Consider the following 25,334-nt stretch of genomic DNA (forward strand, 5'->3'; position numbering starts at 1 on the left):
GAAAGGTGCCATTACGGCCGCGTTACTTTGGCGTTGGCAAATGGCCATATTCCTGTCATCTGCGGCCGTCGCGGCCACGGCGTGACCTCCTCCCGGCAGGGCGGCGAGGACCAAGGTCCTTCGGCCGACGGTCGTAGGGCACTGCCGGCGGCGCACGGAAAACGGTGCGATGGAAGCGCGGAAGAGAACGACGAACCATCGCTGAAAGGGGATCGTCATGGCCGCCACGATCGACAGGCCCGTCGCCTACCCGGGCATCACCGCCGCCGGACGCCGTCCGGTCGACTACGTCTGGGCCGTCGCCCGGATCGCGATCGGCTGGATCTTCCTGTGGGCGTTCCTGGACAAGACGTTCGGATGGGGTTTCGCGACCCCGGCGGGCAAGGCGTGGGTGGCGGGCGGCAGCCCGACGACGGGTTTCCTCAAGGGCACCGGCGAGAACGCGCTGGGCGGGCTGTTCTCGAGCCTGGCCGGTCAGGCGTGGGTGGACTGGCTGTTCATGGCCGGTCTGGCCGGCGTCGGCCTGGCGCTGGTGCTGGGCGTGGGCACCCGGATCGCGGCGGTCGCCGGAACGCTCATGCTGACCCTGATGTGGGCCGCCGAGCTGCCGCTGGCCACCAACCCGTTCCTGGACGAGCACATCGTCTACGCGATCGTGCTGATCGGCCTGGCCATGACCGGCGCGGGCGCCACGCTCGGGCTGGGGAACCTGCCGATCGTCCGCCGCAACGCCTGGCTCAGGTAGTGCCGGGAAGCGAACGCCCGCCCCGCACCCGGGGTGGGCGTTCCGCGCACAGGGACGAAGGCCCCGCCGCTCCGCTCTTTGGCGGACCGGCCGGGCGAGGAGCAGGATGGAGAGAGGGGCAAGGAGGTACACCATGTCGATCGAGGTCAAGGACGTCATGGGCCGGGTGGCCGTCGCCGTGCCGGCGGACGCGTCGTTCGCCGACGTCCTCAACGCGATGAGGCGGTACGGAGTGGGCGCGGTCACCGTGACAGACGCCGACCGGCGCCCGGTGGGCGTGGTCTCCGAGGACGACCTGCTGCTCAAGGAGATCGACCCGGTACGGCACAGCGTGTCGATGTACGAACCCGACCGCCTGCTGGACGAGCACCACCGGGCGACGGCCGTCACCGCGGACCGGCTCATGTCCGCTCCGGCGATCACCGTCACGCCGGGCACGTCCGTGCGCGAGGCCGCCAGGCTCATGCACGACCGGCGCGTCAAGCAGCTCCCGGTGATCGACCCGGCGAGCGGGCGCATCGTCGGCACCCTGCACCAGCGCGACGTGCTGCGCGTCTTCGCCCGTCCGCGGGCGGAGCTGGAGGGCGAGGTCCGAGCCGTGCTCCCGGCGTCCGGGGCGATCTCCGCGCAGGTCGAGCAGGGCGTGGTGCGGCTCAGCGGGCGCGTGGAGCGCCGGTCGCAGGCGATTGCGGCGGTGCAGGCCGTCCGCGCCGTCGAGGGCGTCGTCGACGTCACCAGCGAGGTGACCGCCGACCACGACGACCTGGTCACCGTTCCGCCGCCGCGGTAGAGCCCGGAACCGCCGGCCGCCGTTCACGCGGCGGGGCGCACGTCCGCGAGGGAGACCGGTGAGAACGTCCGGTCGAGCCGGGTCACCTCCAGCAGCCGCAGGACGGCCGGCGTCACCCCCGTCAGCCGGAGGCTGCCGTGGCGGGCGGCCGCCAGGTCGCGCGCGGCCACCAGCGCGGCCAGCCCGCGGGCGTCCATGAAGGTCACCCCGCTGAGGTCGAGGACGAGACGCGTGCCCTGCTCGGCGAGTGCGGCGGCGAGCCGGGCGCGGAAGCCCGCCTGCGTGGCCAGGTCCAGGTCTCCGGAGACCTTCAGCACCGCCCGCCTGCCGGTGCGGGACCGTGCCTGAGAACCCATGTCCGTCTCCTTACCTTCGGCGGGCGGCCGGTGGCCGGCGTTCGTCGCGGAAGCACGATGCCCCCGATGCGAAGCTACGAGAACGCCGGTCACCGGCATAGGGCCCAAAGTCCCACCTCCGGCAGCCGAAGGACCGGACCTGGCACGTACGGCCCTGAGGACCAAGGTCCTTCCAGCGGGGGGCGTACGACACTGCCCCGGAGCGGGCGGGCGCAGTGGAATAGGGGTGAGACAAGGACATACACCCCCCACCGAAAGGGAGGCCCGCCATGGCCACCACCGTCAACCGGCCCGTGATGGACGTCGCTCCCGTGCGGGCGGCGCGTACCCCGGTCGACTACGTCTGGGCCGTCGCCCGGATCGCGATCGGCTGGATCTTCCTGTGGGCGTTCCTGGACAAGACGTTCGGATGGGGTTTCGCGACCCCGGCGGGCAAGGCGTGGATCGCGGGCGGCAGCCCGACGACGGGTTTCCTCAAGGGCACCGGCGAGAACGCGCTGGGCGGGCTGTTCTCGAGCCTGGCCGGTCAGGCGTGGGTGGACTGGCTGTTCATGGCCGGCCTGGCCGGCGTCGGCCTGGCGCTGGTGCTGGGCGTGGGCACCCGGATCGCGGCGGTCGCCGGAACGCTCATGCTGACCCTGATGTGGGCCGCCGAGCTGCCGCTGGCCACCAACCCGTTCCTGGACGAGCACATCGTCTACGCGATCGTGCTGATCGGCCTGGCCATGACCGGCGCGGGCGCCACGCTCGGGCTGGGGAACCTGCCGATCGTCCGCCGCAACGCCTGGCTCAGGTGAATCGCACCCGCCACGGGCCCACCCCTCGGCGGAGGGGTGGGCCCGTGGCATTTCACGTGGGAACCGCCGGGTCACCGTCTCACGGCGTCAGCGCTGCAGCGTCAGCACTCCCGGGCGGTAGGGCAGGAGGCCGTAGTCGCCGCCCGAGCTGGGGCTGCGGCCCTGGTAGAGGAGTTGCAGGTTGCACGGATCGACGGTCATGGTCTGGTCCGCGCCGGTGCGCACCAGCTCGCCGTGGCTGATGTCGTTCGTCCAGGTGGCGCCGCTGTTGGCCTTGCCGGCGAACGGGTTGCCCTCGGTCGCGGCCTGGGGCGTCCAGGAACCGTTCAGGCTGGTGGCGGTGAACGAGCGGAAATAGCGGCCCTGCGCGCCGATCGCCTCGACGATCATCAGGTACCGGTTCTGGCCCTGGAGCTTGTAGACCTGGACGGCTTCGAACAGGTTGTTCGTCGTGTCGCTCATGACCACGGTCGAGGCCGTGCCGAAACTGCCGGGGAAGTTCCCGATGGGCATGCTCGCCCGGTAGATCTTGCCGTTGTCCCCGGCGAAGAACAGGTACATGTCAGTGTTGTCGCCGATGACCGTCTGGTCGATGGGGCCCGTCCCGGAGCCCGAGATGCTGCCGGAGAAGAGCGTCTGCGGCGCCGACCAGCTGTTGGGGTTGGCGGGGTCGGTGGAGGTCCGGTACGAGAAGGCGGGGCCACCCCACTGGTAGGCGAGCACCCAGACGTTCTTGGGGGCGAAGAAGAAGAGCGTGGGGGCGACGGCGGCGAAGGACATCGTGTTCTGCGTGGCCGAGGCCATGTCGGACCAGTTGGCCAGCGGGCTGAAGTTCATCGACCCCCACCTCGTCCCCGTGTCGTGGGTCGTCGCGTAGACCAGGTGCCGCCCGTTGTAGGGGGCGACGGTGAAGTCCTTGAGCGAGACCCAGCCCGCCTTCGGCGTGGCCAGCGGGCCGGTCGAGGCCCAGCGGTAGGTCGAGGGGAGGTCACACATGCCGGGGTTGCCACCGTCCGTCCGTACGAGTTGCCATTGCTGGTTGGCGCCGCCCCAGTCGTCGTACTGGACGATGTTGGCGCCGTCGGCGGTGGAGGCTCCTTGGACCTCCAGGGCCTTGTTGCTGTGGCGGGAGATGAGCCTGACGTAGCCGTCGGGGCTGTCGGAGAGTTTCCATTGCTGGTTGGTGCCGTTGAGGTCGGTCCATTGGACGATGGAGCCGCCGTTGGCGGTGGAGAAGTTGTAGACGTCCAGGACTTTGCCGGAGTGGCGGGACTTGATGCGGTAGTAGCCGCCGCCGGAGTCGACGAACTGCCATTGTTGCTGGTTCTGGTTGTTCCTGGTCCATTGGGTGATGCGGCCGCCGTCGGCGGTGGACAGGTTGTAGACGTCCAGGGCCTTGCCGCTGTTGCGGTTGACCAGGACGTACCAGGCGTTGGTGTCGACGGTGGCCGCGTGGGCGGGCTGGACGGCGACGAACAGGCTCGCCAGCAGGACGGCCACCGTCGCGAGGACGGTCAGGGGGCTGTGTCTCTTCACCAGTTTCTTCACCATGTGCTCCGATGCCGTGTCAGGGGGTGGTGAGGTCGAAGCGGCGCACGGTGACCGCGCCGCCGAGGGACTTGGTGGCGTAGTTGAAGATGCCGAAGCGGTAACCCATGAAGAACTGCCAGGCGTTGTTCAGCGTGAAGGCCGGGCCGAGGCCCACGAAGGTGCTGCCGTCGGTGCTGTAGGAGAAGCGGGCCTGACGGCCGGACCCGGGCCGGATGTCGGCGGTGACCCGCAGCCAGATCCGGCCGCCCGGGACGTTCGCGCTCGCCGCCTCGGCGCCGGTGCCGGTGGTCTGCCACGAGCCGTTCATGGTCAGGCCGTTGGTCATCACGACCCGGCTGACGCCGTTGTCGCGTTTGACGCCGATCCATGCCGACTGGTCGCGCAGCATCGCCAGCCCGGCGCGGTCGCCGTCGGCCATCTGGGAGTGGTCGAGCTCGATCGTCGCCGTCGAGGACGGGCCCTGGATGCGGTGTGTCAGCGTGTTCCGGGCGGCGTAGAGGTCGCCGGTGACGGTCGCGGTCTGCAGGCGCAGGCCGTTGCCGGTGGAGAAGCGGCTGGTGTCGGGGTTGTGGTTCCACTCCCAGCGGGGGCCGAGCGTGGCCGCGGTGAAGGCGTCCGGGCCGATCATGGACGACACGGTCCGGCTGGTCTGGATGTTCGGCTTCGGGTAGTTGACGCCCCAGCCGCCGTTGACGGTCTGCACGACCGGCCAGTCGCCGGTCCAGGTGATCGGCGCCAGGGCCGGGACGCGTCCGCCGGGGTAGGCGTCGACGAAGGCCATGTAGTACCAGTCGCCGTTCTGGGTCTGCACGAGGCCGCCCTGGTGCGGGACGCCGCCCCCGGCGACGGGGCCCGGCAGGTCGAGCAGGACCTGGCGCATCTCGTACGGGCCCCAGGGCGAGGTCGAGCGGAGAACGTACTGGCCGTTGGCGGGGCGGGTCAGCCAGATGTAGTAGTAGCCGTTCCGCTTGTAGAAGCGGGACCCCTCCAGGGTGCCGACGTTGCCCGGCGTCTGGAACACCTGCTGCGCGCGCACCTGGCTGAGGCCGTCGGCCGAGAGCTGGGCCACGCTGATGGTGCTGTTGCCGTAGGCGACGTACATGGTGTCGTCGGAGTCGACCAGCAGGCCGGCGTCGTAGTAGCAGTTGTTGATCTGTGAGCGCTTGGTCCACGTGCCGTCCACGGCGGAGGCGGTGTAGACGTAGGTCCGGTTGAACTCGACGCAGCCGAGCCAGTAGAAGGTGCCGTTGCTTGGCCGGTAGTTGAGGGCCGAGGCCCAGATGCCCTTCACGTACGCCCGGCCGCCGCTGAGGTCGTAGGCGCCGGAGCCGAAGTCGAGCCGCGGCACGGAATGCCCGGCGTACTCCCAGTCGACCAGGTTGTAGGAGCGCAGGATCGGCGCGCCGGGCGAGTAGTGCATGGTCGAGGCCGAGTAGTAGTAGGCGTCGCCCACCCGGATGATGTCGCCGTCGGCGAAGTCCTGCCACACGACCGGGTTGGCGTAATTCCCGCCGCCGGTGCCGTTGACCGGGACGAGTTGCCATTGCTGGTTGGCGCCGCCCCAGTCGTCGTACTGGACGATGTTGGCGCCGTCGGCGGTGGAGGCTCCTTGGACCTCCAGGGCCTTGTTGCTGTGGCGGGAGATGAGCCTGACGTAGCCGTCGGGGCTGTCGGAGAGTTTCCATTGCTGGTTGGTGCCGTTGAGGTCGGTCCATTGGACGATGGAGCCGCCGTTGGCGGTGGAGAAGTTGTAGACGTCCACGACTTTGCCGGAGTGGCGGGACTTGATGCGGTAGTAGCCGCCGCCGGAGTCGACGAACTGCCATTGTTGCTGGTTCTGGTTGTTCCTGGTCCATTGGGTGATGCGGCCGCCGTCGGCGGTGGACAGGTTGTAGACGTCCAGGGCCTTGCCGCTGTTGCGGTTGACCAGGACGTACCAGGCGTTGGTGTCGACCGTCGCGGCCGACGCCTCCTGGGCGGTGAGCAGCACGCCCACGAGAAGCAGGGCCGAGACGGCCGCGAGCACACGTCTCACAGGAACCTCCAGAGGTTGTCGTCCGAGCCGTTGTCGTCGGCGAGCACGACCTGCGCGCCCTGCGACGTGCCGGCGACGCCGAGGACCCGGCCGCCGCCCGCGCACTGGAGGCGGAAGGCGGCGGCCGACCCGTGGCGCAGCCGCCAGCGGTGATCGGCGGTGCCGTTGTCGGCCCACTGCACGACCCGCGACCCGGCGGCGGTGCCCATGTTCTCCACGCCCAGCACCTTCTGGCTGTGGGAGTTGCGCAGCCGCAAGTAGCCGCCGGTGTCGTTGACGGCGGTCCACAGGTGGTCGGCGGTGCCGTTGTCGCCCCACTGGACGACGAGCGCGCCGTCGGCCGTGGACATGCCGGTGACCCCGAGCACCATCCCGGTGCCCACGTTCTGCAGGCGCCGCGCGCCGTTCGGCAGGAACCGCCACTGGTTGTCCGGGCTGCCGTCGTCGGCGCCCTGGACCACCCGCGCGCCGTTGGCGGTCGAGCCGTTCTGGACGGCCAGCAGCTTCGAACTGTTGACGTTGCGGATCTTGACGGAGCCGTCGCCGACGTCGATGATCGTCCACCGGTGGTCGGCGGTGCCCGTGTCACCCCATTGGAGCACCGGCGCGTTGTCGGCGGTCGACATGTTCTCGACGCCGAGCACCTTCCCGCTGTTGCCGTTGCGGAAGCGCAGCGCGGCGCCGTCGACGATCGGGATCCAGTCGTGGTCGGCGGTGCCGTTGTCGGTCCACTGCAGGGCGGGGGCGCCGTCGGCGGTGGACATGTCCTGGATGCCGAGCACCAGCCCGCTGGCCGCGTTGACCAGCCGGAAACCGGCCCCCGCCGCCGAGCCGCCCTGGGTGTTCCAGTAGACGACGTAGTTGTGGCCGTGGGCGTCCTGGAACGGCTCCAGACGCACCTGCGCGCCGCTCGCCGTCGCCGTGAAGGCGAGCGCGGTGGTGCTGGTCCGGGTGATCGAGGACGGGGTCAGGACCGGGGCCGACGACAGGCTCGTGTCCCCGTAGTCGCCCGACAGCACGACCGGCCCGTACGTCACGGCCTGCACGCCGGGGTTGTCCGCGGCGGCCTTCATGACCACCCGCATGGGCAGGCGCACGGTCACGGTGTCGCCGGACGACCACGTCCGGGTGAGGGCGGCGTAGCCGCCCGGCGCGGCCGCGACGTCCTGCCGGACCCCGTTGACGCTGATCGTCGCGCCCTGCGTCCAGGCCGGGATCCGGACGCGCATCGTCCACGATCCGCCCACGTTGCCGGTGACCTGCAGCGACGTGGTGTCGCTGACCGGATAGGAGGTGGTCTGGGTGACCGTGATGCCGCGCCCGCTCCAGTCGAGGACGGAGGGCACGAACAGGTTCACGAACAGGGTGGTGTCGTCGTGGAAGTAGATCGAGTCCATGAGCTTGGTGTTGGTCTCGATCCCGGTGCCCTGGCAGCACCAGAACGAGCCGTAGTCCGTGCTCCAGGTGCCGCCGCCCCAGGCCGGACCGACGCCTCGCCGTCCGCCGGGGTTGAGCGGGGTGAAGTAGGTGACGTGCCCGTGCGCGTCCGCCGGGTTCTGCTGGCCGAGCAGGTGGTTGAGCAGGGCGTTCTCGTAGTAGTCGAAGTAGTCGGCCCGGTCGGGGGACAGCAGCCACAACTCCCGGGTCAGTTTGAGCATGTTGTAGGTGTTGCACGCCTCGCCGGTGTCCCTGGTCAGGTAGGAGGCGATCGCGCCGGGCGCGCGGAAGTGCTCGGCCTGGCTGTTGGAGCCGTTCACGTACGTGTGCGCGCCGACCGTGATGGCCCAGGCGTTGACGGCGATGTCGCGGTAGCGGGTGGCGCCCGTCGCCTTGTACTCGCGGGCCGCGCCGATCCACTTGGGCACCTGGGTGTTGGCGTGCAGGCCGTTGAGCCGGTCCTGGTTCGCGGCCAGCGGGTCGAACACGGCCGCGTGGTCGAACCGCTGTGCCGTGGCCAGCCAGCGGGGGTCGCCGGTCGCCTGGTACAGGTCGGTCAGCACGGCGTTCATGCCGCCGAACTCGGTGCCGAGCATGGCCTGCGTCTGGCCGGCGGACAACCGCGACGTCCGGGCGTCCACCCAGCCCGCCAGGGCCAGCAGCACGGACTTGGCCTGGGTGTCGCCGATCAGCCGCCAGACGTCCAGCAGCCCGGCCAGGGTCTTGTGGACGCAGTAGTACGGCACGTTGCCGTTGGTGAGCGTGCGGTTCTCCAGGGCCGTGAAGTCCGACTCGGGGAACCCGGACAGGTAACCGCCGGAGAATCCGGCGGCCGGGTTGTTCGCCTGGCATTTGGCCAGTTCCGCCACCATGTAGCGAGCCTTGTCGCGGCAGGTGGTGTCACCGAGCACGGCGTACGCCTGCGCCCAGGCCGTCAGGAAGTGGCCCTGCGCGTGCGACCGGAACGGGAAGCCGGGCGCGTCCCAGCCGCCGTTGGGCGCGGCGCCGCCGGTGGACAGCCGGTGGTTGGCGCGGAAGACGTACAGCAGCCGGTCGACGTCGACGAAGCGCAGGTAGGCGAGGGTGCGGTTCTGGTTGTCCAGCAGGCGGCCGGAGGTCAGCCGGACCTGGCCGAGGTCGAACTCGTAGGCGGAGACGCCGATGTCGGGCCTGCTCCAGGGGACTGCGGCCAGGGCGGGGGACGTGCCGGCCAGCTGACCGACGACGGAGAGCGCGGCGGTCGCGCCGGTGGCCTGGAAGAGCTGACGGCGGCTCAAGGACATGCGGAGCTCCTTGGGGTGGGGGGGCGGTGAACGGCCGGGGCCGGTCACGGGGTCAGCAGGTCAGCGCCTGCGCAAGGCCGTTGCCTGGTCTTCGGCGCAGCTTTGTTAGCGCTAACAAATGGCCGATCGGGTCACCGTCGTGTCCTGGGCCATCGGTTGCATGTCGGGGGCTCCTTGGCTGGGTAGGGTTGTTAGCGCTAACATCGTCCTGCCGGTGGGTCTGGTCCGTAGTGAGGGAGTACATCCGACGGTCCGTCCGGCGTCAATGAGCGGATCGCCGGCCGAGCCGGGCTCTGTCCCGCGCATGCCTTCCCGCCTGGAGTTCTGTCTCCGCGGAGACGTCCCGTCACGATGAAAGTTTCACGGGGATGCGGGAAGGCGACCCGCCCCCGGCTTCGCCGGGCCGGGGGCGGTCGGCGGGCGGAGCCGGGGGGGGGGGCGGGGGGGGCCCGCGGGGCCGGCGCCGCGCCGCCCCGGCGCGACGGCCCGGCGAAGCTCACGCGGTGCCCGCGTTGTAGGTCCACTTCTGGTTGCTGCCGCCCCAGCAGGTGTACAGCTGCAGCCCCGTGCCGTTGCCGGTGCCGCCGCCCACGGCGTCCAGGCACAGCCCGGACTGCACGCCCACGATCGTCCCGTCGGTGTTGACGCGCCATTTCTGGTTGTCGCCGCCCCAGCAGGAGTAGATCTGGATCTTGGCGCCGTTGCCTGTGCCCCCGGCGTCCAGGCACTTGTTGCCGTAGACCTTCAGTTCTCCTGCCGAGGTCTGGGTCCACTGCTGGTTGCTCTGACCGTTGCAGTCCCACAGTTGCACCGCGCTGCCGTCGGCGGTGCTGGAGCCGGGCACGTCGACGCAGCGGCCGGCGGCCGTGCTCCTGATCTGCCCCGCGCCGCCGCCGGGCGGGGGTGTCGTGTTGCCGCCGTTCAGCGCGTTGAGCACCGCCGTGTAGGCGGCCTTCTTGTTGCCGTTGCCGTCGAAGAGCAGCGCGCTGGCGCCGGAGCCGAGCCAGGAGTCGGTGTCGCGGACGCCCCAGGTGGTGATGCCGGTGCACCGCGGCACCGCCAGGCAGTCGTTGACGACGGCGGCGTACGTGGTGGCCGAGCCGCCCTGGATGTCCAGCTCGGTGATCTGCACGTCCACGCCCAGCGCGGCGAAGCTCTGGATGGTCGTGCGGTAGTTGCTGTTGTACGGGCTGTTGCCGTTGAAGTGCGACTGCAGGCCGACGCAGTCGATCGGCACGCCGCGCGCCTTGAAGTCCTTGACCATGTTGTAGACGCCCTGCGTCTTGGCCCAGGTCCAGTTGTCGATGTTGTAGTCGTTGTAACACAGCTTGGCGGCCGGGTCGGCGGCGCGCGCGGTGCGGAAGGCCACCTCGATCCAGTCGTTGCCGGTGCGCTGGAGGTTGGAGTCGCGCCGGCCGCCGCCGCTGTCGGCGTAGGCCTCGTTGACCACGTCCCAGGCGTAGATCTTGCCCTTGTAGTGGGCCATGACGCCGTTGATGTGGTCGATCATCGCCTGGCGCAGCGAGCCGCCCGACAACGACTGCATCCAGCCGGGCTGCTGGGAGTGCCAGGCCAGGGTGTGGCCGCGTACCCGCTTGCCGTTCTGCACGGCCCAGTTGTAGACCCGGTCGCCGTTGGTGAAGGTGAACTGACCCCGGTTGGGCTCGGTGGCGTCGATCTTCATCTCGTTCTCGGCCGTCACCATGGTGAACTCGCGGTTGGCGATCGTCGTGTAGGCCGAGTCGCCGAGCTTGCCCGCGGCGATGGCGGTGCCGAAGTAGCGGCCGCTCTGGGCGGCGGCCGCGCCGAGCGTGCTCGCCGCGGCGTCGGCCGGAATCGCCGTCGCCAGTGCCGTGAGCAGGCCGAGCGCGCCGATCGCGCCGGTGATCAGTGCCCGGCGGCGCGCGCCGGGCAGCCGTCCGGCGGTCGGTGGGGACATGGCGTTGACACGCATGCTTGAGCCTCCGTACGCGAATCATGGGGAAGGTCGTGGGGCGCACTTCGGAGGGGTGCGCCCGAGGCGCTGGGGAGCGGATGGGGGGAGCCGGGCTCGGGCACTCAGTGTGTGGATCTAGCCGAAAGTTGTCAAGGATAGGGTAAAACTTTCGGAGTCTGGCTTGCTTGCAAAGGCTGGTCATCCAGGCCGGTAGCTGTCGAAAGTTTCGGTCGGCGGGTCGTGAAAGTTTCACGGCGACGGCGGCGCCCATTTGGAGGTGGGACGCGTCTTCGGCCGCTTCGGGGTTCGGGCGCTCTTGACAGGGTCGTCCGGCTCGTATTTGCTCCGTCCCGCCGGCACCGCGACTTGTCAGCGCTGACGCACGAACAGGCGGAACCATGACACGGGCGTCCCCTACGGCTGCCCCGGGCCCGCCGGCGGCGCGAACGGGGCCGCGACGTCGGTGACGTGTTCCGCCGGGCCCGCCGTCTCCCGGTTCGGGTGGTAGATCTCGCGCATGGACAGCGCCGGGGCCAGCCCGTGGTCGTCCAGCCAGGCTCTGAGCGTGTCGTACGCCGGCAGGATCGCCGGGTAGTGCGACCGCTCCTTGCTGACCTCGACGTACGCGGCCCGGTGGGACGGCTCCAGCCGGACGCCGATCCGGCCGGCGGGCTCGATCGGGCTCCCGGTCGGCAGGCACACCTCCACCGGGCCGTTCGAGTCCTCGCTCACCGTGCCGTGGAAGACGGCGAACGGCGGCCCGGACAGGCAGCCGCCGGCCGCCCCCAGATGGGCGAAGAGCGCGGCCGAGGCGTCCGTGATGAAGTCCGTCAGGCCCGAGGCTCGCGCATGGCCGTGGATGAAGATCACGCGCTGCTCGGGCACGTCCCGCAGGCGCACCTCGTACGCGGGGGTCGCCTCCTCCAGGAAGACCTGCCGGATGTAGGCCAGCAACGACTGGCGTGCCCGCCATTGCTCCTCACGGGCGCTCCAGTGCTTCGCGATGGCCTCGACCGCCGCGGGGCCATCCAGCCGCAGCACCCTGCCGACCTCGGCGAGGGGCATGTCGATGGCGCGCAGCAGCGTGATGCGCCGGGCGGCGGCGAGTTGCGCCGGGCCGTAACGGCGGAAACCGGTGCGGGGATCGACCTCGGCGGGCGGCAGCAGCCCCTTGGCGTCGTAGAGCCGCAGCGCCTTGAGCGTCAGGTTGGACCGCGCGGCGAACTGTCCAGTGGTCATCAGATCGGACACCGCCCGAGTATGGACCCTGCCCCTGGGGCGGAGACAAACCACCTGGATCGCCGCCCGGGCGGCCCGCCGCGCCCGGCGCTGAAGTCGCCCGGCTGTTCCGGCGCGCGCTCCGGCGGCCGTGCCATCATGATCTTGGTCGGCCTTCCGTCCACGCGTCCCGCGTCACCCCTCAACTCCGAAGGGATCGCCATGAACGATCAAGCCCCCAGTTCCGCGCGGATCTACAACTACCTGCTGGGCGGCACGGACAACCACCCGGTGGACCGGCAGGCGGCCGAGGCGTTCAAGGCGCGGCTCCCCACGATCGAGGCCGCCGCCCGCGCGAACCGCGGCTTCGTGCTGCGCGCCGCCCGCGCCATGGCCGAGGCCGGCGTCCGCCAGTTCCTGGACATCGGGTGCGGCCTGCCGGTCGAGCCGAGCGTCCTCGGCGTGGTCCGCGAGGTACGGCCGGACGCGCGCGTCGTCCGCGTGGACAACGATCCCGAGGTCGTCCCCGCCGGTCGGGGCCGTACGGACGCGCCCACCGTGTTCGGCGACCTGCGCGACCCCGCCGCGATCATGAAGGATCCGGCCGTGACCGGGCTCATCGACTTCGGCGAGCCCGTGGGCGTCATCACCGTCGCCGTCTGGCACTTCATCCCCGAGGACGCGGCGTCCGAGTACGCGGCGACCCTGCGCGCGGGCCTCGCGCCCGGCAGCCATCTGGCGATCAGCCATGTCTGCGCGGACACCGTCCCGGCGGCCGCCCAGGAGGCGGGCAAGGCCGTCTACGCCCGGACGGCCGGGGTGGGCGTCCGGAACTAGCGGTGACCTTCCGGTTCTGCCGCATCGGTCGCGCTCGGCAGGCATGCTGCGACCGTGCGGGTGATCCACGTCATCGGCCCGGTTCCCTTCGCCGCCGAGGGCCGATAGGGCCGGAAGTCCCGAACGAGATCCGTGCCGCCACCCGGCCCCCGGAACGGACTTAGGGTCTTGGGCATGGCCGACCCCATTCTCGTGCTGAACACGGGATCCTCCTCCATCAAGTACGAGCTCGTCGATCCGCACACCCGCGAGCGCGCCGCCAGAGGGCTGGTCGAGCGCATCGGGGAGGACCTCGGGCGGATCACGCACCACGGCGGGGACGGGCCGCCGTACGTCCGGGAACGTCCCTTCGCCGGCCACGGGGACGGGCTGGAGGCGATGCTGGCGGCGTTCGCCGCCGCGGGCCCCGAGCCGGCGCCGGTCGCGGTCGGGCATCGGGTGGTGCACGGCGGCACCCGGTTCGCCGAGGCGGTGCTCATCGACGACGACGTCATCGCCGCGATCGAGGAGCTGGCCCCGCTCGCGCCCCTGCACAACCCGATCAACCTGACCGGCATCCGGCTGGCGCTCAAGGTGTTCCCGGACGTGCCGCAGGTGGCCGTGTTCGACACCGCGTTCCACCGCACGCTGCCGCCCGAGGCGTACACGTACGCGGTGCCGCGCGAGTGGCGGGCGCAGGGCGTGCGGCGCTTCGGCTTCCACGGCACCTCGTGCGCGTACGTCTCCCGCCGCGCCGCCGCCCTCCTGGGCCGCGACCTCGCCGGGCTCAACCTGATCGTGCTCCACCTCGGCAACGGCGCCAGCGCCACCGCGATCTCCGGCGGGCGCAGCGTCGACACCTCCATGGGCATGACGCCGCTGGAAGGGCTGGTCATGGGCACCCGCTCGGGCGACGTCGACCCGGCCCTGGCCGCGTACCTGGCCCGCACCGGCGGCCTGGACGCCCAGCAGGTCGAGCACGAGCTCAGCCACCGCGGCGGCCTGCTCGCGCTCACCGGATCCGGCGACATGCGCCAGGTGCGCGCCCGCGACGACGACGAGGCCAGGCTGGCCCTGGAGATCTACACCCGGCGCATCCGCAAGTACGTCGGCGCCTACCACGCGCTGCTCGGCTGCCGGGTGGACGCGATCGTGCTCACCGGCGGCGTCGGCGAGCACGACGCCGCCACCCGCGCCGCCTGCCTGGCGGGGCTGGAGCGGATCGGCATCGCGGTGGATCCCGTGCTCAACGCCGCGGGGGCGGCCGGCGAGCGGGCGGTGTCCGTCCCCGGCGCCGAGGTGCCCGTGCTCGTCATCCCCACCGACGAGGAGTGGGAGATCGCCCACCAGACGTTCGCACGCCTGAGGTCCGGCTGACCGGGCCGCGCTAGGCGCCCTTGTCCGTGCTCCGGTTGAACGTCGGGAGCGTGGTCAGGTCACGGGCGGCGGCCAGGTGGGAGGCGAAGTTCGGGTCGAGGAGGCCCAGGAGGAGCACGACGGCCCAGGCCACGACGGCGATCATGGCGCCGTCGTCGAAGGGAGCCGGGAGCCTGAGGCCCAGCCGGTCGGCGGTCACCAGGCCGGCCACCGGCAGCAGGGCGATGACCAGCGTCCGGACGGTCTCCAGGACGCGGGCGTGCCACGAACGGCGGGTCTCCTCGGGGGTGGTGTCGCGGGTGGGGAGCCGGTCGTACTCGCCCGTGATGACCGTGCGGGTCAGCTCGGCGACGCGGGTGCGCAGGTCGTCGTAGGCGGTCGGGGACGGCAGCGCCACCCACAACTGGAGGTCGATGACGGCCTTGGCCGCCTCGACCGCGCGGGCGCGGACGACGGCCCTGGTCAGCGGCGTCCCACCCCGGGCGACGGTCGGGATGCCGACGCGCAGCAGGAAGGCGACCCTGCCGAGCAGGGCGAGGATCTCCCTGCGCGCCCCCGGCGCGAGCTGCCCGCGGCGGTCGGGCTCGGCGCGGGCCAGGACGGCCGCCAGCTGCTCGAAGAGCGGCTCGGTGGGCGGGGTCCTGGACTCGCGGTCCCACTGCCACATCACCACCTTGACCGGGATCATCCCGAGGACCAGGGCGCAGCTGACGGTGCCGATGCTCTGGGGGATCGGCAGCCATCCCCGGCCCGCCAGCTCGACGGCCCACGCGGGGCCGGCGGCGTGCCGGAGGTACAGGACGGCCGGGAAGCAGCCGACCCCCAGGACGCTGGCCAGCGGATCGAGGACATAGCGGAAGAGCGGGCGATGCCGCCGGTTCTCGATCCAGACGGCGATCCAGATGAAGACCGTGAGGCCCGCGACGGCCAGGAAGACCTTCTGCACGGAGTTGACGGAGAACTCCGACACCAGGACGACGGCGGCCACGCCGAGCATGGGCAGCAGGATCCAGGCGCTCACGTTGTCCTCGACGTGCCTGCGCCGCACCGACCAGCGGGCGGTGGAGGCGGCCACCGCCCGGTAGCGGCTGCGCAGGAGCGCCGGGTCGTCGCCGGGATCCAGGCTGCGCGCGAAGACCGGCCAGGTGCCGTTCAGCTTCTTGGCCAGGGCGAACATCTCCGCCAGCTCGGGTTTCTCCAGCAGGCCGCCGGTGCGGGCGGGCGGGACGGGTGCTGCGACGGGGGGAACCGCTTCTTCGGTCATGAGGACGTCCTCACGTGGAGCGGGCTACTGCGCGAGGGGCGCTTCCCGACACTACAGAGCGTGGGACGGAGAGGCGGTGGCGTGACCGGATCGGGCCAGAACTCGCCCGCCGAGCCGATGAGGACCAACGGCCCTGCCGGGCGGGACTTCCTCCTCCGGCGCCGCGCCGCCGCCCGTAGGACCCTGACGGTGAGAGCTTCGACCGGTGAAGGAGATGCGCGATGAGCACTCACGTCGTCGTCGGTGTGGACGGGTCCGTCCCGGCGACCGGAGCGGTGGAATGGGCGGCCGCCGACGCGCGGCGGCGGGGCCTGGACCTGCGTCTCGTGCACGTCGGCCCGCAGTGGCTGCACGAAGCGAACGCCGAGCACTGCGCCCGGCTGCTGGAGGAGGCCGCCGACCGGGCCCGCGCGCTGTCCGGCGGCGTCAAGGTGACGACGGAGCTGCTGTCCGGGAACGTGGCCGGGGAGCTGATCCGCGAGTCGGCGACGGCCGCCGGGGTGGTGCTGGGCAGCCGGGGGCTCGGCGGGTTCGCCGGGATGACGGTCGGCTCGGTGAGCATGGCGGTGGCGGGGCACGCGTCAGGGCCGGTCGTGGTCGTCCGCGCCCCCGCCGCCGGCCCCGAGCACGGCACGGTGGTGGTGGGCTACGACGGGTCGCAGGACGCGCAGGCGGCCATGGAGTACGCCGTCACGCAGGCCAGGGCCCGCGGCGCGCGGCTGCACGTGGTCTCGGCCTGGCAGATGCCCGTCTTCTCCCCGTACGCGGTCACGTACAACTCCCTGCTCCAGGACCTGATGCGCGAGGAGACCGGCGCGGCGCGCGAGCGGGTCGTGCCCTGGCGGGAGGCCAACCCGGACCTGGTCGTCACCGACGAGCAGCCGTGCGCCCATCCGGTCACGGCCCTGATGCAGGCGGCCGGATCGGCCGACCTGGTCGTCGTGGGCTCGCGCGGCCGGGGCGGCTTCGCCTCCGCCGTGCTCGGCTCGGTCAGCCACGGTGTGCTGCACCACGTGAAGTGCCCGGTCGCCGTGGTCCGGCCGGACGCGGAGGAGCGGTCATGAACGGGTCACCGGCGGCCGGACAGGTCATGAACGGGTCGCCGACGGCGGGACAGGTCATGAGCCGGGTCCTGGTGGCCGTCAAGGCCGAGGAGTCGCCGCTGATGGCGTGGGAGCTGATGCGCCGGGCCGGCGTGCACCACCTGCCGGTCCTCGACGGAGGGCGCCTGCTGGGCATCCTGACCAGGGAGTGCCTGGCCGCGTCCTGGTCCGGCGGGCCGCAGGAGCAGGCCGGCCGCGAGGTGCGCGACCTGCTCGGCGGCGCGCGCATGCCCCGGGTGGGGCCGGACACCCCGCTGAGCAGGGTCGCCGCCGCCATGCTGGACGCCGACGTGGACGCCGTGCCCGTGCTGTCCGGCGACGGCCTGGTGGGCCTGATCACCGCCCGGGACGTCCTGTCGGCGGTCGCCGGACGGATCGCGCCGCGGCCCGAGCCGAGCGAGGTGGTGACCGGGATGTTCCACCTCGAACCCGTCCTGCCGGAACGGCGGGAGGCGTGAGATGAAGGCCCTGGTCGTCTACGAGTCCATGTTCGGCAACACCGAGCGGATCGCCCAGGCGGTGGCCGAGGGGCTGGCCACTCGGATGCGGGCCGAGGTGGCGGAGGTCGGCTCGGCCCCCGCGCACGTGGGGGACGAGGTCGCCCTCCTGGTGGTGGGCGGCCCGACCCACGCCTTCTCCATGAGCCGGGCCGCCACCCGCGAGTCGGCCGCTCAGCAGGCCGCCGGGCCGCTGGTGTCGCGCGGCGGGGGCGTGCGCGAGTGGCTGGCCACGCTCAGCACGTCGTCGGCCGGGCTCTGCTCGGCCGCCTTCGACACCCGCGTGACCAGGCCCCGCCTGCCTGGCTCGGCCGCGCGGGCGGTCGCCAGACGGCTGCGTCGCCTCGGCGTCCGGCTCGCCGTGCCGCCGTGCGGCTTCTACGTGACCGGCACGCAGGGGCCGCCGGCGCCGGGCGAGCTGGAGCGGGCCAGGCAGTGGGGTGAGAGCCTGGCAGCGTCGTTCCCGGTGCCCGCGTCCTGACAGCCTCGTGGAACGGCGCCCGGCGGTTCTCCGCCGGGCGCCGTTCTCAGTGCCGCGCGGGCGTGGGGGACGGGTGCAGGATCCGGTCCAGGCGGGCGGCGGCGTAGCCGAGCGTGGACAGCGCGACGACGATCAGAAGGTCTCCCGGCGACAGCGGCCGGGTGCCGAGCAGTTCGCGCAGCGGCGGCAGGTAGATCCCGGCCAGCTGCAGGACGAACGCGCCCGCCACGGCGAGCAGCAGCATCGGGTTGGCCAGGGTGCCGGGGCGGGTCCGGGTGCCCAGCGCCACGCCGAGCTGGGTGGCGCCGAGGGCGAAGAAGGCCATGCTCTGCCAGGGCCGCCCGGTCATCGACCCCCAGACGGCGACGCCGAGCGTGACGGCGGTGAGCACGACCGCGATGCGCAGGACCCGCTGCCACAACCCCGCCCCCATGATGCTCTGACCCGGCGGACGCGGCGGCTGCGACATGGTTCCCGGCACCGTCGGCTCGCCGCCCAGGGCCACGCCGGGCAGGCCGTGGGTGAGCAGGTTGATCCACAGGATCTGCGCGGGCAGCAGCGGCAGCGGCAATCCGAGGAACGGGCCCAGCACCATCACGGCGATCTCGGCCGCGCCGCCCGACAGGCCGTAGACCAGGAACCGGCGGATGTTGGCGTAGACCCGGCGGCCCTCCTCGACGGCGGCGACGACGGTGTCCAGGTTGTCGTCGGCGAGCACGAGGTCGGCGGCCTGCCGGGCGACCTCGGTGCCGCGCCTGCCCATGGCCACGCCGATGTCGGCGCGGCGCAGCGCGGGGCCGTCGTTGACGCCGTCGCCGGTCATCGCCAGGACCTCGCCCCGGGTGCGCAGGCTCTCGATGATGTCGAGTTTCTGCTCGGCGGTGGCCCGCGCGTAGACGCCGGCCGGGCCGTTGTCGAATGCGCCCGGTTCGCGGCAGTCGACGACCCGGTCGGCGGCGCCGATGATGCCCAGGTCGGCGGCCACGGCGCGGGCGGTGCCCGGATGGTCGCCGGTGATGAGGACCGTCCTGATGCCGGCCCGCGCACAGTCGGCCACGGCCGCGGCCGCCGCCTCACGTGGCGGGTCGAGGATCGCGACGAGCCCGAGCAGCCTCAGCCCGTCCTCCCGTACGGGCTGCGGGACGGCGTCCAGGTCGGTGCTCGCCACCGCGAGGACGCGGTAGCCGTCCCGGGCGTACCGGTCGGCGCGTTCGGCGGCGCCGGCGAGCAGCTCCGGGGCGTCGGTCAGCACGGACGGGCGCAGCAGCGCCTCGGGGGCGCCCTTGCAGATCAGGCGGACGCCGTCGCCCGGCAGCAGGTGCACCGTGCTCATGCGCTTGCGGTCGCTGTCGAAGGGCAGCTCGGCGACCCTGGGGAACCGTTCCTGCAGGCCCGCGCGGTCGAGGCCGAGCCGGGCGGCGGCGGCCAGCAGCGCGGCCTCGGTGGGGTCGCCGAGCGCCGTCCACTCGCCACCTGGGTCCCGGGGCGGGCGCAGGCGGGCGTCGTTGCACAACGCCGCGGCGGTCAGCAGCGCGGCGGACTCCTCCGGGTCCCCGCCGGTGATCTTGCCGTCGGGCGCGTAGCCGGAGCCGGTGACCGCGGCCTCGGCCGCCGGGGTCCACAGGTGCCGGGCGACCATCCGGCCCTCGGTGAGGGTGCCCGTCTTGTCGGTGGCCAGCACGGTCACCGAGCCCAGCGTCTCCACGGCGGGCAGGTTGCGGACGAGCGCGTCGCGGGCCGCCATCCGGCGGGCGCCCAGGGCCAGGCTCAGGGTCACGACCGCGGGCAGCGACTCGGGCACGGCGGCGACCACCAGGCTGATCGCGGTCACCACCATCAGCTCGACCGGCTGGCCGCGGACCAGGCCCAGGGCCAGCACCAGCGCCGACAGCAGCACCGCGACACCGGCCAGCAGCCGGCCGACCCCGACCAGACGGCGTTGCAGCGGCGTGAGACCGGCGCCCTTGACCATGAGTGAGGCGATGCGCCCGCTCGCACTCGCCGCGCCGATCGCGGTGACGACCGCCCGGCCCCTGCCGCGGGCCACGACGGTGCCCGAGGAGACCGCCGCGCCCGCGTCCTTGTCCACCGGGACCGACTCGCCCGTCAGCGCCGACTCGTCGACCAGCAGCGCCGCCGACTCCACCACCTCGGCGTCGGCCGGGACGATGTCCCCTTCGGCGAGCACCAGCAGGTCCCCGACCACGACGTCACCCGCCGGGACCTGCCGCTGGTGGCCGTCGCGCACCACACGGGCGTCAGGAGTGGCCAGCTCGGCCAGGGCCGTGATGGCGCGGTCGGCGCGCACCTCCTGCGTCACGCCGACCGCCGTGTTGACCACGATCACCAGGCCGATGACGGCCGCGTCGGTCCAGTCGCCGGTGGCGACGGTCAGCGCCGCCGCGATCAGCAGCACGATGATCAGCGGATCGCGGAGCTGGGTGACGACGCGCCGCCACAGCGGGGTGGGCGGTTTGCGCGGGAGCAGGTTGGGGCCGTCCCGTTCCAGGCGGACGGCTGCCTCCGCCGACGACAGGCCAGAGGACGAGGGCGTCACGTGGGTGTCCTTCCTGCCGTGGCCCTCGGGCCGGCGGAGTCGCTGCGAGGTGTCTTCAGGATCTAGTCTTCGCCCTGCTCAGGGCGGTAAACGTGCACCCTCCAGCCTCCGGGGACCGGCCGGACGGCGGCAGGGTCGAAAGTCACCGGAAGCGGGGCCTTCGGCACTGTTCCGCCCCCATCGCGCGGGCCGATCGTGGAGGTATGAGCATTCGCCTGATCGTGGCCGGGACCGACGGCACCGAGGACTGCGCGGCCGCGCTGCTGTGGGCCGCCGACGAGGCGGCCCGTCGCGGGACGCGGCTGGTCGTGGTGCAGGCCGCGGGGACGGACGGCGGGACGCCGGCGAGGCCGCCCGCCCTCGCCGGACGGCATGCGGGAAGGCCCTTCGGCCCTGGCCCGGCCGACCTTCGGCTCTGCGGGGGACGGCGGGAGGCCGGGTCTCTGGGTCGCGGTGCTGGCCCGCCAGCTGCGCTCGCCCCTGCTGATCCTGCTGGCGGTCACCGCCGCCGCGTCGTTCTTCCTCGGCGAGTCCACGGGCGCGATCATCATCGGCGTGATCCTGACGGTGTCGGTCGGGCTGGGCTTCTTCAACGAGTACCGGGCGGAGAAGGCCGCCGAGGCGTTGCACTCCCAGATCCGGCACCGCTGCCTGGCCCTGCGGGACGGCGGTCCCCGGCTGGTGGACGTGGTCACGCTGGTCCCGGGCGACGTCGTCACGCTGCGGCTGGGCGACATCGTCCCGGCCGATCTGCGGCTGGTGTCGTCGGCGGGGCTGGAGTGCGAGGAGTCGGTGCTGACCGGCGAGTCGATGCCCGTGGCCAAGGCCGTCGAGCCCGTCGGCCCGGACCGCCCGCTGGCCGAGCTGGCCAGTTGCGCGCTGATGGGCACCGTCGTGCACGCCGGGTCCGGCACCGGCGTGGTGGTGGCCACCGCCGGACGGACCGAGTTCGGGCGCATCGCGCTCCGGCTCGGCGACCGCCATCCGGACACCGCGTTCCAGATCGGGCTGCGCCGGTTCTCCATGCTGCTGGTGCGGGTCGCCGCCGCGCTCACCGCCGGGATCTTCGTCGTCAACCTCGTGCTGCACCGCCCGGTGCTGGACGCGCTGCTGTTCTCGCTCGCGATCGCCGTCGGCATCTCCCCGCAGCTCCTGCCCGCCGTGGTCTCGACCGGCCTGGCCGCCGGCACCCACCGGCTGGCCCGGCAGGGGAGCCGGGCCACTCGGCGAGCGGCAACCCCCTGGACGTCGCCCTGTGGGACGCGCCCGCCGCGCTCCGGCCCGGGCCGCCCGGCCGGCGGCTGGCCGTCGTGCCCTTCGACCACGAGCGCAGAACCGCCTCGGTCCTGGTCGAGGACGACGACGGCCGGATGATCGTCACCAAGGGCGCGCCGGAGGCCGTGCTGGCGCGCTGCGCCCCCGTCGCCGACCAGGCCAGGGCCGTGCTGGAGGCCGAGTTCGCCGCCGGCAACCGCGTGGTGGCCGTGGCCACCCGGCGGCTGACCGGCGACGCCGCCCGCCGGACGACCCTCAGCCAGGCCGACGAGCACGACCTCGCCTTCCGCGGCCTGCTGGTCTTCCTCGACCCGCCCAAGGCCGGCGCCGAGCAGGCGCTGCGCCGCCTGGCCGGCCTCGGCATCACCGTCAAGGTGCTCACCGGGGACAACCCCGCGGTCGCGGCCAAGCTGTGCGCCGATCTGGGCCTGCCCGCCGGACGGGTGCTGACCGGCCAGGACGTCGAGGCCGCCGACGACTCCCGGCTGGCCGCGCTCATCGAACAGGCCGTCGTGTTCGCCCGGGTCAGCCCGGAGCACAAGGCGCGCATCGTGCGGGCCCAGCGGCGCAACGGCCTGGACGTGGCCTTCCTCGGCGACGGCGTCAACGACGCGCTCGCGCTGCACGCCGCCGACGTGGGCATCTCCGTCGACGCGGCCACCGACGTCGCCAAGGACGCCGCCGACGTGCTGCTGCTGGAGAAGGACCTCGCCATCCTGGCCGACGGCGTCATCCAGGGCCGGCAGATCTTCGCCAACACCATGAAGTACGTGTTGATGGGGACGTCCAGCAACTTCGGCAACATGTTCTCCGCCGCCGCGGCCTCGGCGTTCCTGCCGTTCCTGCCGATGCTGCCGTCCCAGATCCTGCTCAACGACCTGCTCTACGACTCCAGCCAGCTCGCCATCCCCACCGACAACGTCGATCCCGAGCAGCTGCGGCGCCCGTCCCGGTGGGACGTGTCGTCGATCCGGCGGTTCATGTTGTTCTTCGGGCCGGTCAGCTCGCTGTTCGACTTCGTCACTTTCGCCGTCATGCTCGGTGTCCTGCACGCCGGGCCGCCGCTGTTCCGCACCGGCTGGTTCGTCGAGTCCCTGGCCACCCAGGTACTGGTGGTCTTCGCGATCAGGACCAGGCGGGTGCCGTTCTTCCGCAGCCGTCCGAGCCTGCCCCTGACGGTCGCCGCACTGAGCGTCGTGGTGCTCGGCGCGGTCATCCCGGTCACCCCGCTCGCCGGCGCCCTGGGCTTCCAGCCGCTGCCCGGCCCGTTCTTCGCGGTGCTGGGCCTGATGGTGGTCGCCTACCTGGCCCTCGTCGAGCTGGCCAAGCGCCGCTTCTTCCGGGCCGCCCCGGAGAGCCTGGCCGGGGGCGGCCGCACCGCCGCCCATCCGACGCATCGCAGGGCCCACCGGTTCAGCACGGTGGCCGCCGCCCTCGCCGCCGGACGTCCGCCCTCCGCCCCCCGAGAAGGGGACCAAGGTCCCTAGGGCGCGGGCGCGCATCCGGAAATCATCGTCATCATGACGACGACGCAGCACATCGACGCTTACTGGCGCGCGGCGAACTACCTGTCCGTCGGGCAGATCTACCTGCTGGACAACCCGCTGCTGACCGAGCCGCTGCGGCCGGAGCACGTCAAGCCGCGGCTGCTCGGCCATTGGGGCACCACCCCGGGGCTGAACTTCTGCTTCGCCCACCTCAACCGGATCATCGCCGAGCGCCGCCAGGAGATGATCTACATCGCCGGCCCCGGCCACGGCGGGCCCGCCGCCGTCGCCCATGCCTGGCTGGAGGGCTCCTACACCGAGCGTTATCCGGACGTCTCGCAGGACGTCGAGGGCATGCGGCGGCTGTTCCGCCAGTTCTCCTTCCCCGGCGGCATCCCCAGCCACGTCGCGCCCGAGACGCCCGGCTCCATCCACGAGGGCGGCGAGCTCGGCTACTCGCTCGCGCACGCGTTCGGCGCGGCCTTCGACAACCCGCGCCTGGTGGTGGCCTGCATCGTCGGCGACGGCGAGGCCGAGACCGGGCCGCTGGCCGCGAGCTGGCACTCCAACAAGCTGCTCGACCCCTACCGCGACGGCGTCGTCCTGCCGATCCTGCACCTGAACGGCTACAAGATCGCCAACCCGACCGTCCTGGCCCGCATCCCCGAGCAGGAGCTGCTCAAGCTCATGGAGGGGTACGGCTACCGCCCGCACCTGGTCGGCCCTTCACACGAGGAGATGGCCCGCACCCTCGACACCGTCTTCGACGAGATCGCCGCCTACAAGGAAGGCCGCCTGGAACGCCTCCCCATGATCATCCTGCGCACGCCGAAAGGCTGGACCGGCCCGCGCGAGGTGGACGGCAAGCCGGTCGAGGGCACCTGGCGGGCCCACCAGGTGCCGTTGGCCGGGGTCCGGGAGAACCCCGAGCACCTCGCCATGCTGGAGGAGTGGATGCGCTCGTACCGGCCGGAGGAGCTGTTCGACGCCGACGGCCGCCCGGCGCCCGTCCTGCTGGGGACGGTTCCCGAGGGGCCGCTGCGGATGAGCGCGAGCCCGCACGCCAACGGCGGCGAGCTGCTGCGCCCGCTCGCGTTGCCCGACTTCCGCGACCACGCGGTGGAGGTCAAGTCGCCCGCGACCCAGTCCACCGAGCCCACGCGCGTGCTGGGCGCGTTCCTGCGCGACGTGATCAACGCCAACCCGCACACCTTCCGGCTGATGGGTCCCGACGAGACGGCGTCCAACCGGCTGCAGGCCGTCTTCGAGACGACCACGCGGGCCTGGAACGCCGAGGTCGAGCCCACCGACGAGCACCTGGCCCCGGGCGGCCGGGTCATGGAGGTGCTGAGCGAGCACCTGTGCCAGGGCTGGCTGGAGGGCTACCTGCTGACCGGCCGGCACGGCCTGTTCAACTGCTACGAGGCGTTCATCCACATCATCGACGCCATGTTCAACCAGCACGCCAAATGGCTGCAGTCGGCGAAGAGGATCCCGTGGCGGCGGCCCGTCGCCTCGCTCAACTACCTGCTGTCGTCCCACGTGTGGCGGCAGGACCACAACGGCTTCAGCCACCAGGACCCCGGCTTCCTGGACGTGGTCGTCAACAAGAAGGCCGAGGTCGTACGCGTCTACCTGCCGCCGGACGCCAACACCCTGCTGTCCGTCGGCGACCACTGCCTCCGCTCCCGCGACTACGTCAACGTGATCGTCGCGGGCAAGCAGCCGGTGCTGGACCTGTTCACCATGGACGAGGCGGTCGCCCACTGCACCCGCGGCGTCGGCGTCCTGCCCTGGGCGTCCTCGGACGAGGGGGCCGACCCGGACGTGGTGCTGGCCTGCGCGGGCGACGTGCCCACCCTGGAGACGCTGGCCGCCGCGGCCATCCTGCGCGAGCACCTGCCGGAGCTGAAGGTGCGGGTGGTCAACGTGGTGGACCTGATGCGGCTTCAGCCGCCCTCGGAGCACCCGCACGGCATGCCCGACGCCGAGTTCGACACCCTGTTCACCACCGGCAAGCCGATCATCTTCAACTTCCACGGCTACCCCTCGCTCATCCACCGCCTCACCTACCGCCGCACCGGCCATCCCAACATCCACGTGCGGGGCTACAAGGAGGAGGGCACCACGACCACGCCGTTCGACATGGCCATGCTCAACGACATCGACCGCTACCACCTGGTCATCGACGTCATCGACCGCGTCCCCGGGCTCGGCGCCACCCAGGCGCACCTGCGCCAGCGCATGGCCGACGCCCGGCTGGCGGCCCGCGCGCACACCCGCGAGCACGGCGAGGACGCCCCCGCCGTCCGCGACTGGACCTGGTGAC

At 72.2% G+C, this 25,334-nt stretch carries 19 protein-coding genes; 11 read left to right on the top strand and 8 right to left on the bottom strand.

Translation table 11 applies throughout. From position 1 onward, the window contains the following. Positions 1-217 precede the first annotated feature (217 nt). On the top strand, positions 218-745 hold the full coding sequence (locus tag AB0J76_RS13595; RefSeq protein ID WP_352328887.1) for a hypothetical protein: 528 nt from the start codon (positions 218-220) through the stop codon (positions 743-745). 133 nt (positions 746-878) lie between these two features. Beyond that, entirely contained in the window at positions 879-1,535 is a 657-nt protein-coding gene (locus AB0J76_RS13600) for a CBS domain-containing protein (RefSeq protein WP_352328885.1), read from the top strand. Between the two features lie 23 nt (positions 1,536-1,558). On the opposite strand, the gene AB0J76_RS13605 is transcribed toward AB0J76_RS13600, so the two are convergent. Further along, positions 1,559-1,891: an STAS domain-containing protein gene (locus AB0J76_RS13605; protein ID WP_352328884.1), complete on the bottom strand. Its 333-nt coding sequence runs from the start codon at positions 1,889-1,891 to the stop codon at positions 1,559-1,561. Positions 1,892-2,160: 269 nt separating this feature from the next. Between AB0J76_RS13605 and AB0J76_RS13610 the strand changes: the two genes are divergently transcribed. Further along, positions 2,161-2,688, top strand: coding sequence for a hypothetical protein (locus AB0J76_RS13610; RefSeq protein ID WP_364389538.1), 528 nt, complete (start codon positions 2,161-2,163; stop codon positions 2,686-2,688). Between the two features lie 87 nt (positions 2,689-2,775). Here the strand turns inward: AB0J76_RS13610 and AB0J76_RS13615 are convergent, their stop codons facing one another. The 5 genes from AB0J76_RS13615 to AB0J76_RS13635 all read right to left on the bottom strand — a co-directional run bounded on the left by AB0J76_RS13615 (position 2,776) and on the right by AB0J76_RS13635 (position 12,181). After that, complete coding sequence (locus AB0J76_RS13615) at positions 2,776-4,188, bottom strand: non-reducing end alpha-L-arabinofuranosidase family hydrolase (RefSeq protein WP_364389798.1); 1,413 nt, start codon at positions 4,186-4,188, stop codon at positions 2,776-2,778. 67 nt (positions 4,189-4,255) lie between these two features. Then, a complete protein-coding gene (locus AB0J76_RS13620; protein ID WP_364389540.1) occupies positions 4,256-6,274 on the bottom strand; it encodes an RICIN domain-containing protein in 2,019 nt (672 codons plus the stop codon). Beyond that, positions 6,271-8,994: a beta-L-arabinofuranosidase domain-containing protein gene (locus tag AB0J76_RS13625; RefSeq protein WP_352330745.1), complete on the bottom strand. Its 2,724-nt coding sequence runs from the start codon at positions 8,992-8,994 to the stop codon at positions 6,271-6,273. The genes AB0J76_RS13620 and AB0J76_RS13625 overlap by 4 nt, the downstream gene beginning before the upstream one ends. Positions 8,995-9,490: 496 nt before the next feature. After that, positions 9,491-10,948, bottom strand: coding sequence for an endo-1,4-beta-xylanase (locus AB0J76_RS13630; RefSeq protein ID WP_352330255.1), 1,458 nt, complete (start codon positions 10,946-10,948; stop codon positions 9,491-9,493). A 396-nt stretch (positions 10,949-11,344) separates the two neighbouring features. Next, a complete protein-coding gene (locus AB0J76_RS13635) occupies positions 11,345-12,181 on the bottom strand; it encodes a MerR family transcriptional regulator (RefSeq protein ID WP_352330253.1) in 837 nt (278 codons plus the stop codon). A gap of 189 nt (positions 12,182-12,370) precedes the next feature. Between AB0J76_RS13635 and AB0J76_RS13640 the strand changes: the two genes are divergently transcribed. Together AB0J76_RS13640 and AB0J76_RS13645 are read left to right on the top strand one after the other, a co-directional pair. After that, positions 12,371-12,985 (top strand): SAM-dependent methyltransferase, encoded by a 615-nt coding sequence (locus AB0J76_RS13640; RefSeq protein WP_352330251.1) that lies wholly within the window; start codon positions 12,371-12,373, stop codon positions 12,983-12,985. Between the two features lie 174 nt (positions 12,986-13,159). Further along, positions 13,160-14,341 (top strand): acetate kinase, encoded by a 1,182-nt coding sequence (locus AB0J76_RS13645; protein WP_364389543.1) that lies wholly within the window; start codon positions 13,160-13,162, stop codon positions 14,339-14,341. Between the two features lie 10 nt (positions 14,342-14,351). On the opposite strand, the gene AB0J76_RS13650 is transcribed toward AB0J76_RS13645, so the two are convergent. Next, positions 14,352-15,605: a hypothetical protein gene (locus AB0J76_RS13650; RefSeq protein WP_352330674.1), complete on the bottom strand. Its 1,254-nt coding sequence runs from the start codon at positions 15,603-15,605 to the stop codon at positions 14,352-14,354. Positions 15,606-15,826: 221 nt separating this feature from the next. Here AB0J76_RS13650 and AB0J76_RS13655 point away from each other — a divergent pair, with 221 nt between their 5' ends. From AB0J76_RS13655 to AB0J76_RS13665, 3 genes are read left to right on the top strand one after another with little or no spacing between them, the layout of a single operon-like run. Beyond that, on the top strand, positions 15,827-16,669 hold the full coding sequence (locus tag AB0J76_RS13655) for a universal stress protein (RefSeq protein WP_352330676.1): 843 nt from the start codon (positions 15,827-15,829) through the stop codon (positions 16,667-16,669). Then, positions 16,666-17,166: a CBS domain-containing protein gene (locus AB0J76_RS13660; protein WP_352330678.1), complete on the top strand. Its 501-nt coding sequence runs from the start codon at positions 16,666-16,668 to the stop codon at positions 17,164-17,166. The genes AB0J76_RS13655 and AB0J76_RS13660 overlap by 4 nt, the downstream gene beginning before the upstream one ends. Position 17,167: 1 nt before the next feature. Next, on the top strand, positions 17,168-17,686 hold the full coding sequence (locus AB0J76_RS13665) for a flavodoxin (RefSeq protein ID WP_352330680.1): 519 nt from the start codon (positions 17,168-17,170) through the stop codon (positions 17,684-17,686). Positions 17,687-17,732: 46 nt separating this feature from the next. Here AB0J76_RS13665 and AB0J76_RS13670 read toward each other — a convergent pair whose 3' ends face one another. Next, positions 17,733-20,243, bottom strand: a complete 2,511-nt coding sequence (locus AB0J76_RS13670) for a cation-transporting P-type ATPase (protein ID WP_352329901.1) — start codon at positions 20,241-20,243, stop codon at positions 17,733-17,735. 372 nt (positions 20,244-20,615) lie between these two features. On the opposite strand from AB0J76_RS13670, the gene AB0J76_RS13675 reads away from it, so the two are divergent. From AB0J76_RS13675 to AB0J76_RS13685, 3 genes are read left to right on the top strand one after another with little or no spacing between them, the layout of a single operon-like run. Then, on the top strand, positions 20,616-21,617 hold the full coding sequence (locus AB0J76_RS13675; protein WP_352329900.1) for a hypothetical protein: 1,002 nt from the start codon (positions 20,616-20,618) through the stop codon (positions 21,615-21,617). Next, positions 21,554-23,005 carry an HAD-IC family P-type ATPase gene (locus AB0J76_RS13680; protein ID WP_352329899.1) on the top strand — a complete coding sequence of 484 codons (1,452 nt, stop codon included), beginning with the start codon at positions 21,554-21,556 and terminating at the stop codon, positions 23,003-23,005. The genes AB0J76_RS13675 and AB0J76_RS13680 overlap by 64 nt, the downstream gene beginning before the upstream one ends. Before the next feature lie 33 nt (positions 23,006-23,038). After that, positions 23,039-25,333, top strand: a complete 2,295-nt coding sequence (locus tag AB0J76_RS13685; protein WP_364389547.1) for a phosphoketolase family protein — start codon at positions 23,039-23,041, stop codon at positions 25,331-25,333. Position 25,334: the final 1 nt, after the last annotated feature.

It is taken from the genome of Nonomuraea sp. NPDC049624 (assembly GCF_040675255.1).
In the GTDB taxonomy this organism is placed as follows: domain Bacteria; phylum Actinomycetota; class Actinomycetes; order Streptosporangiales; family Streptosporangiaceae; genus Nonomuraea.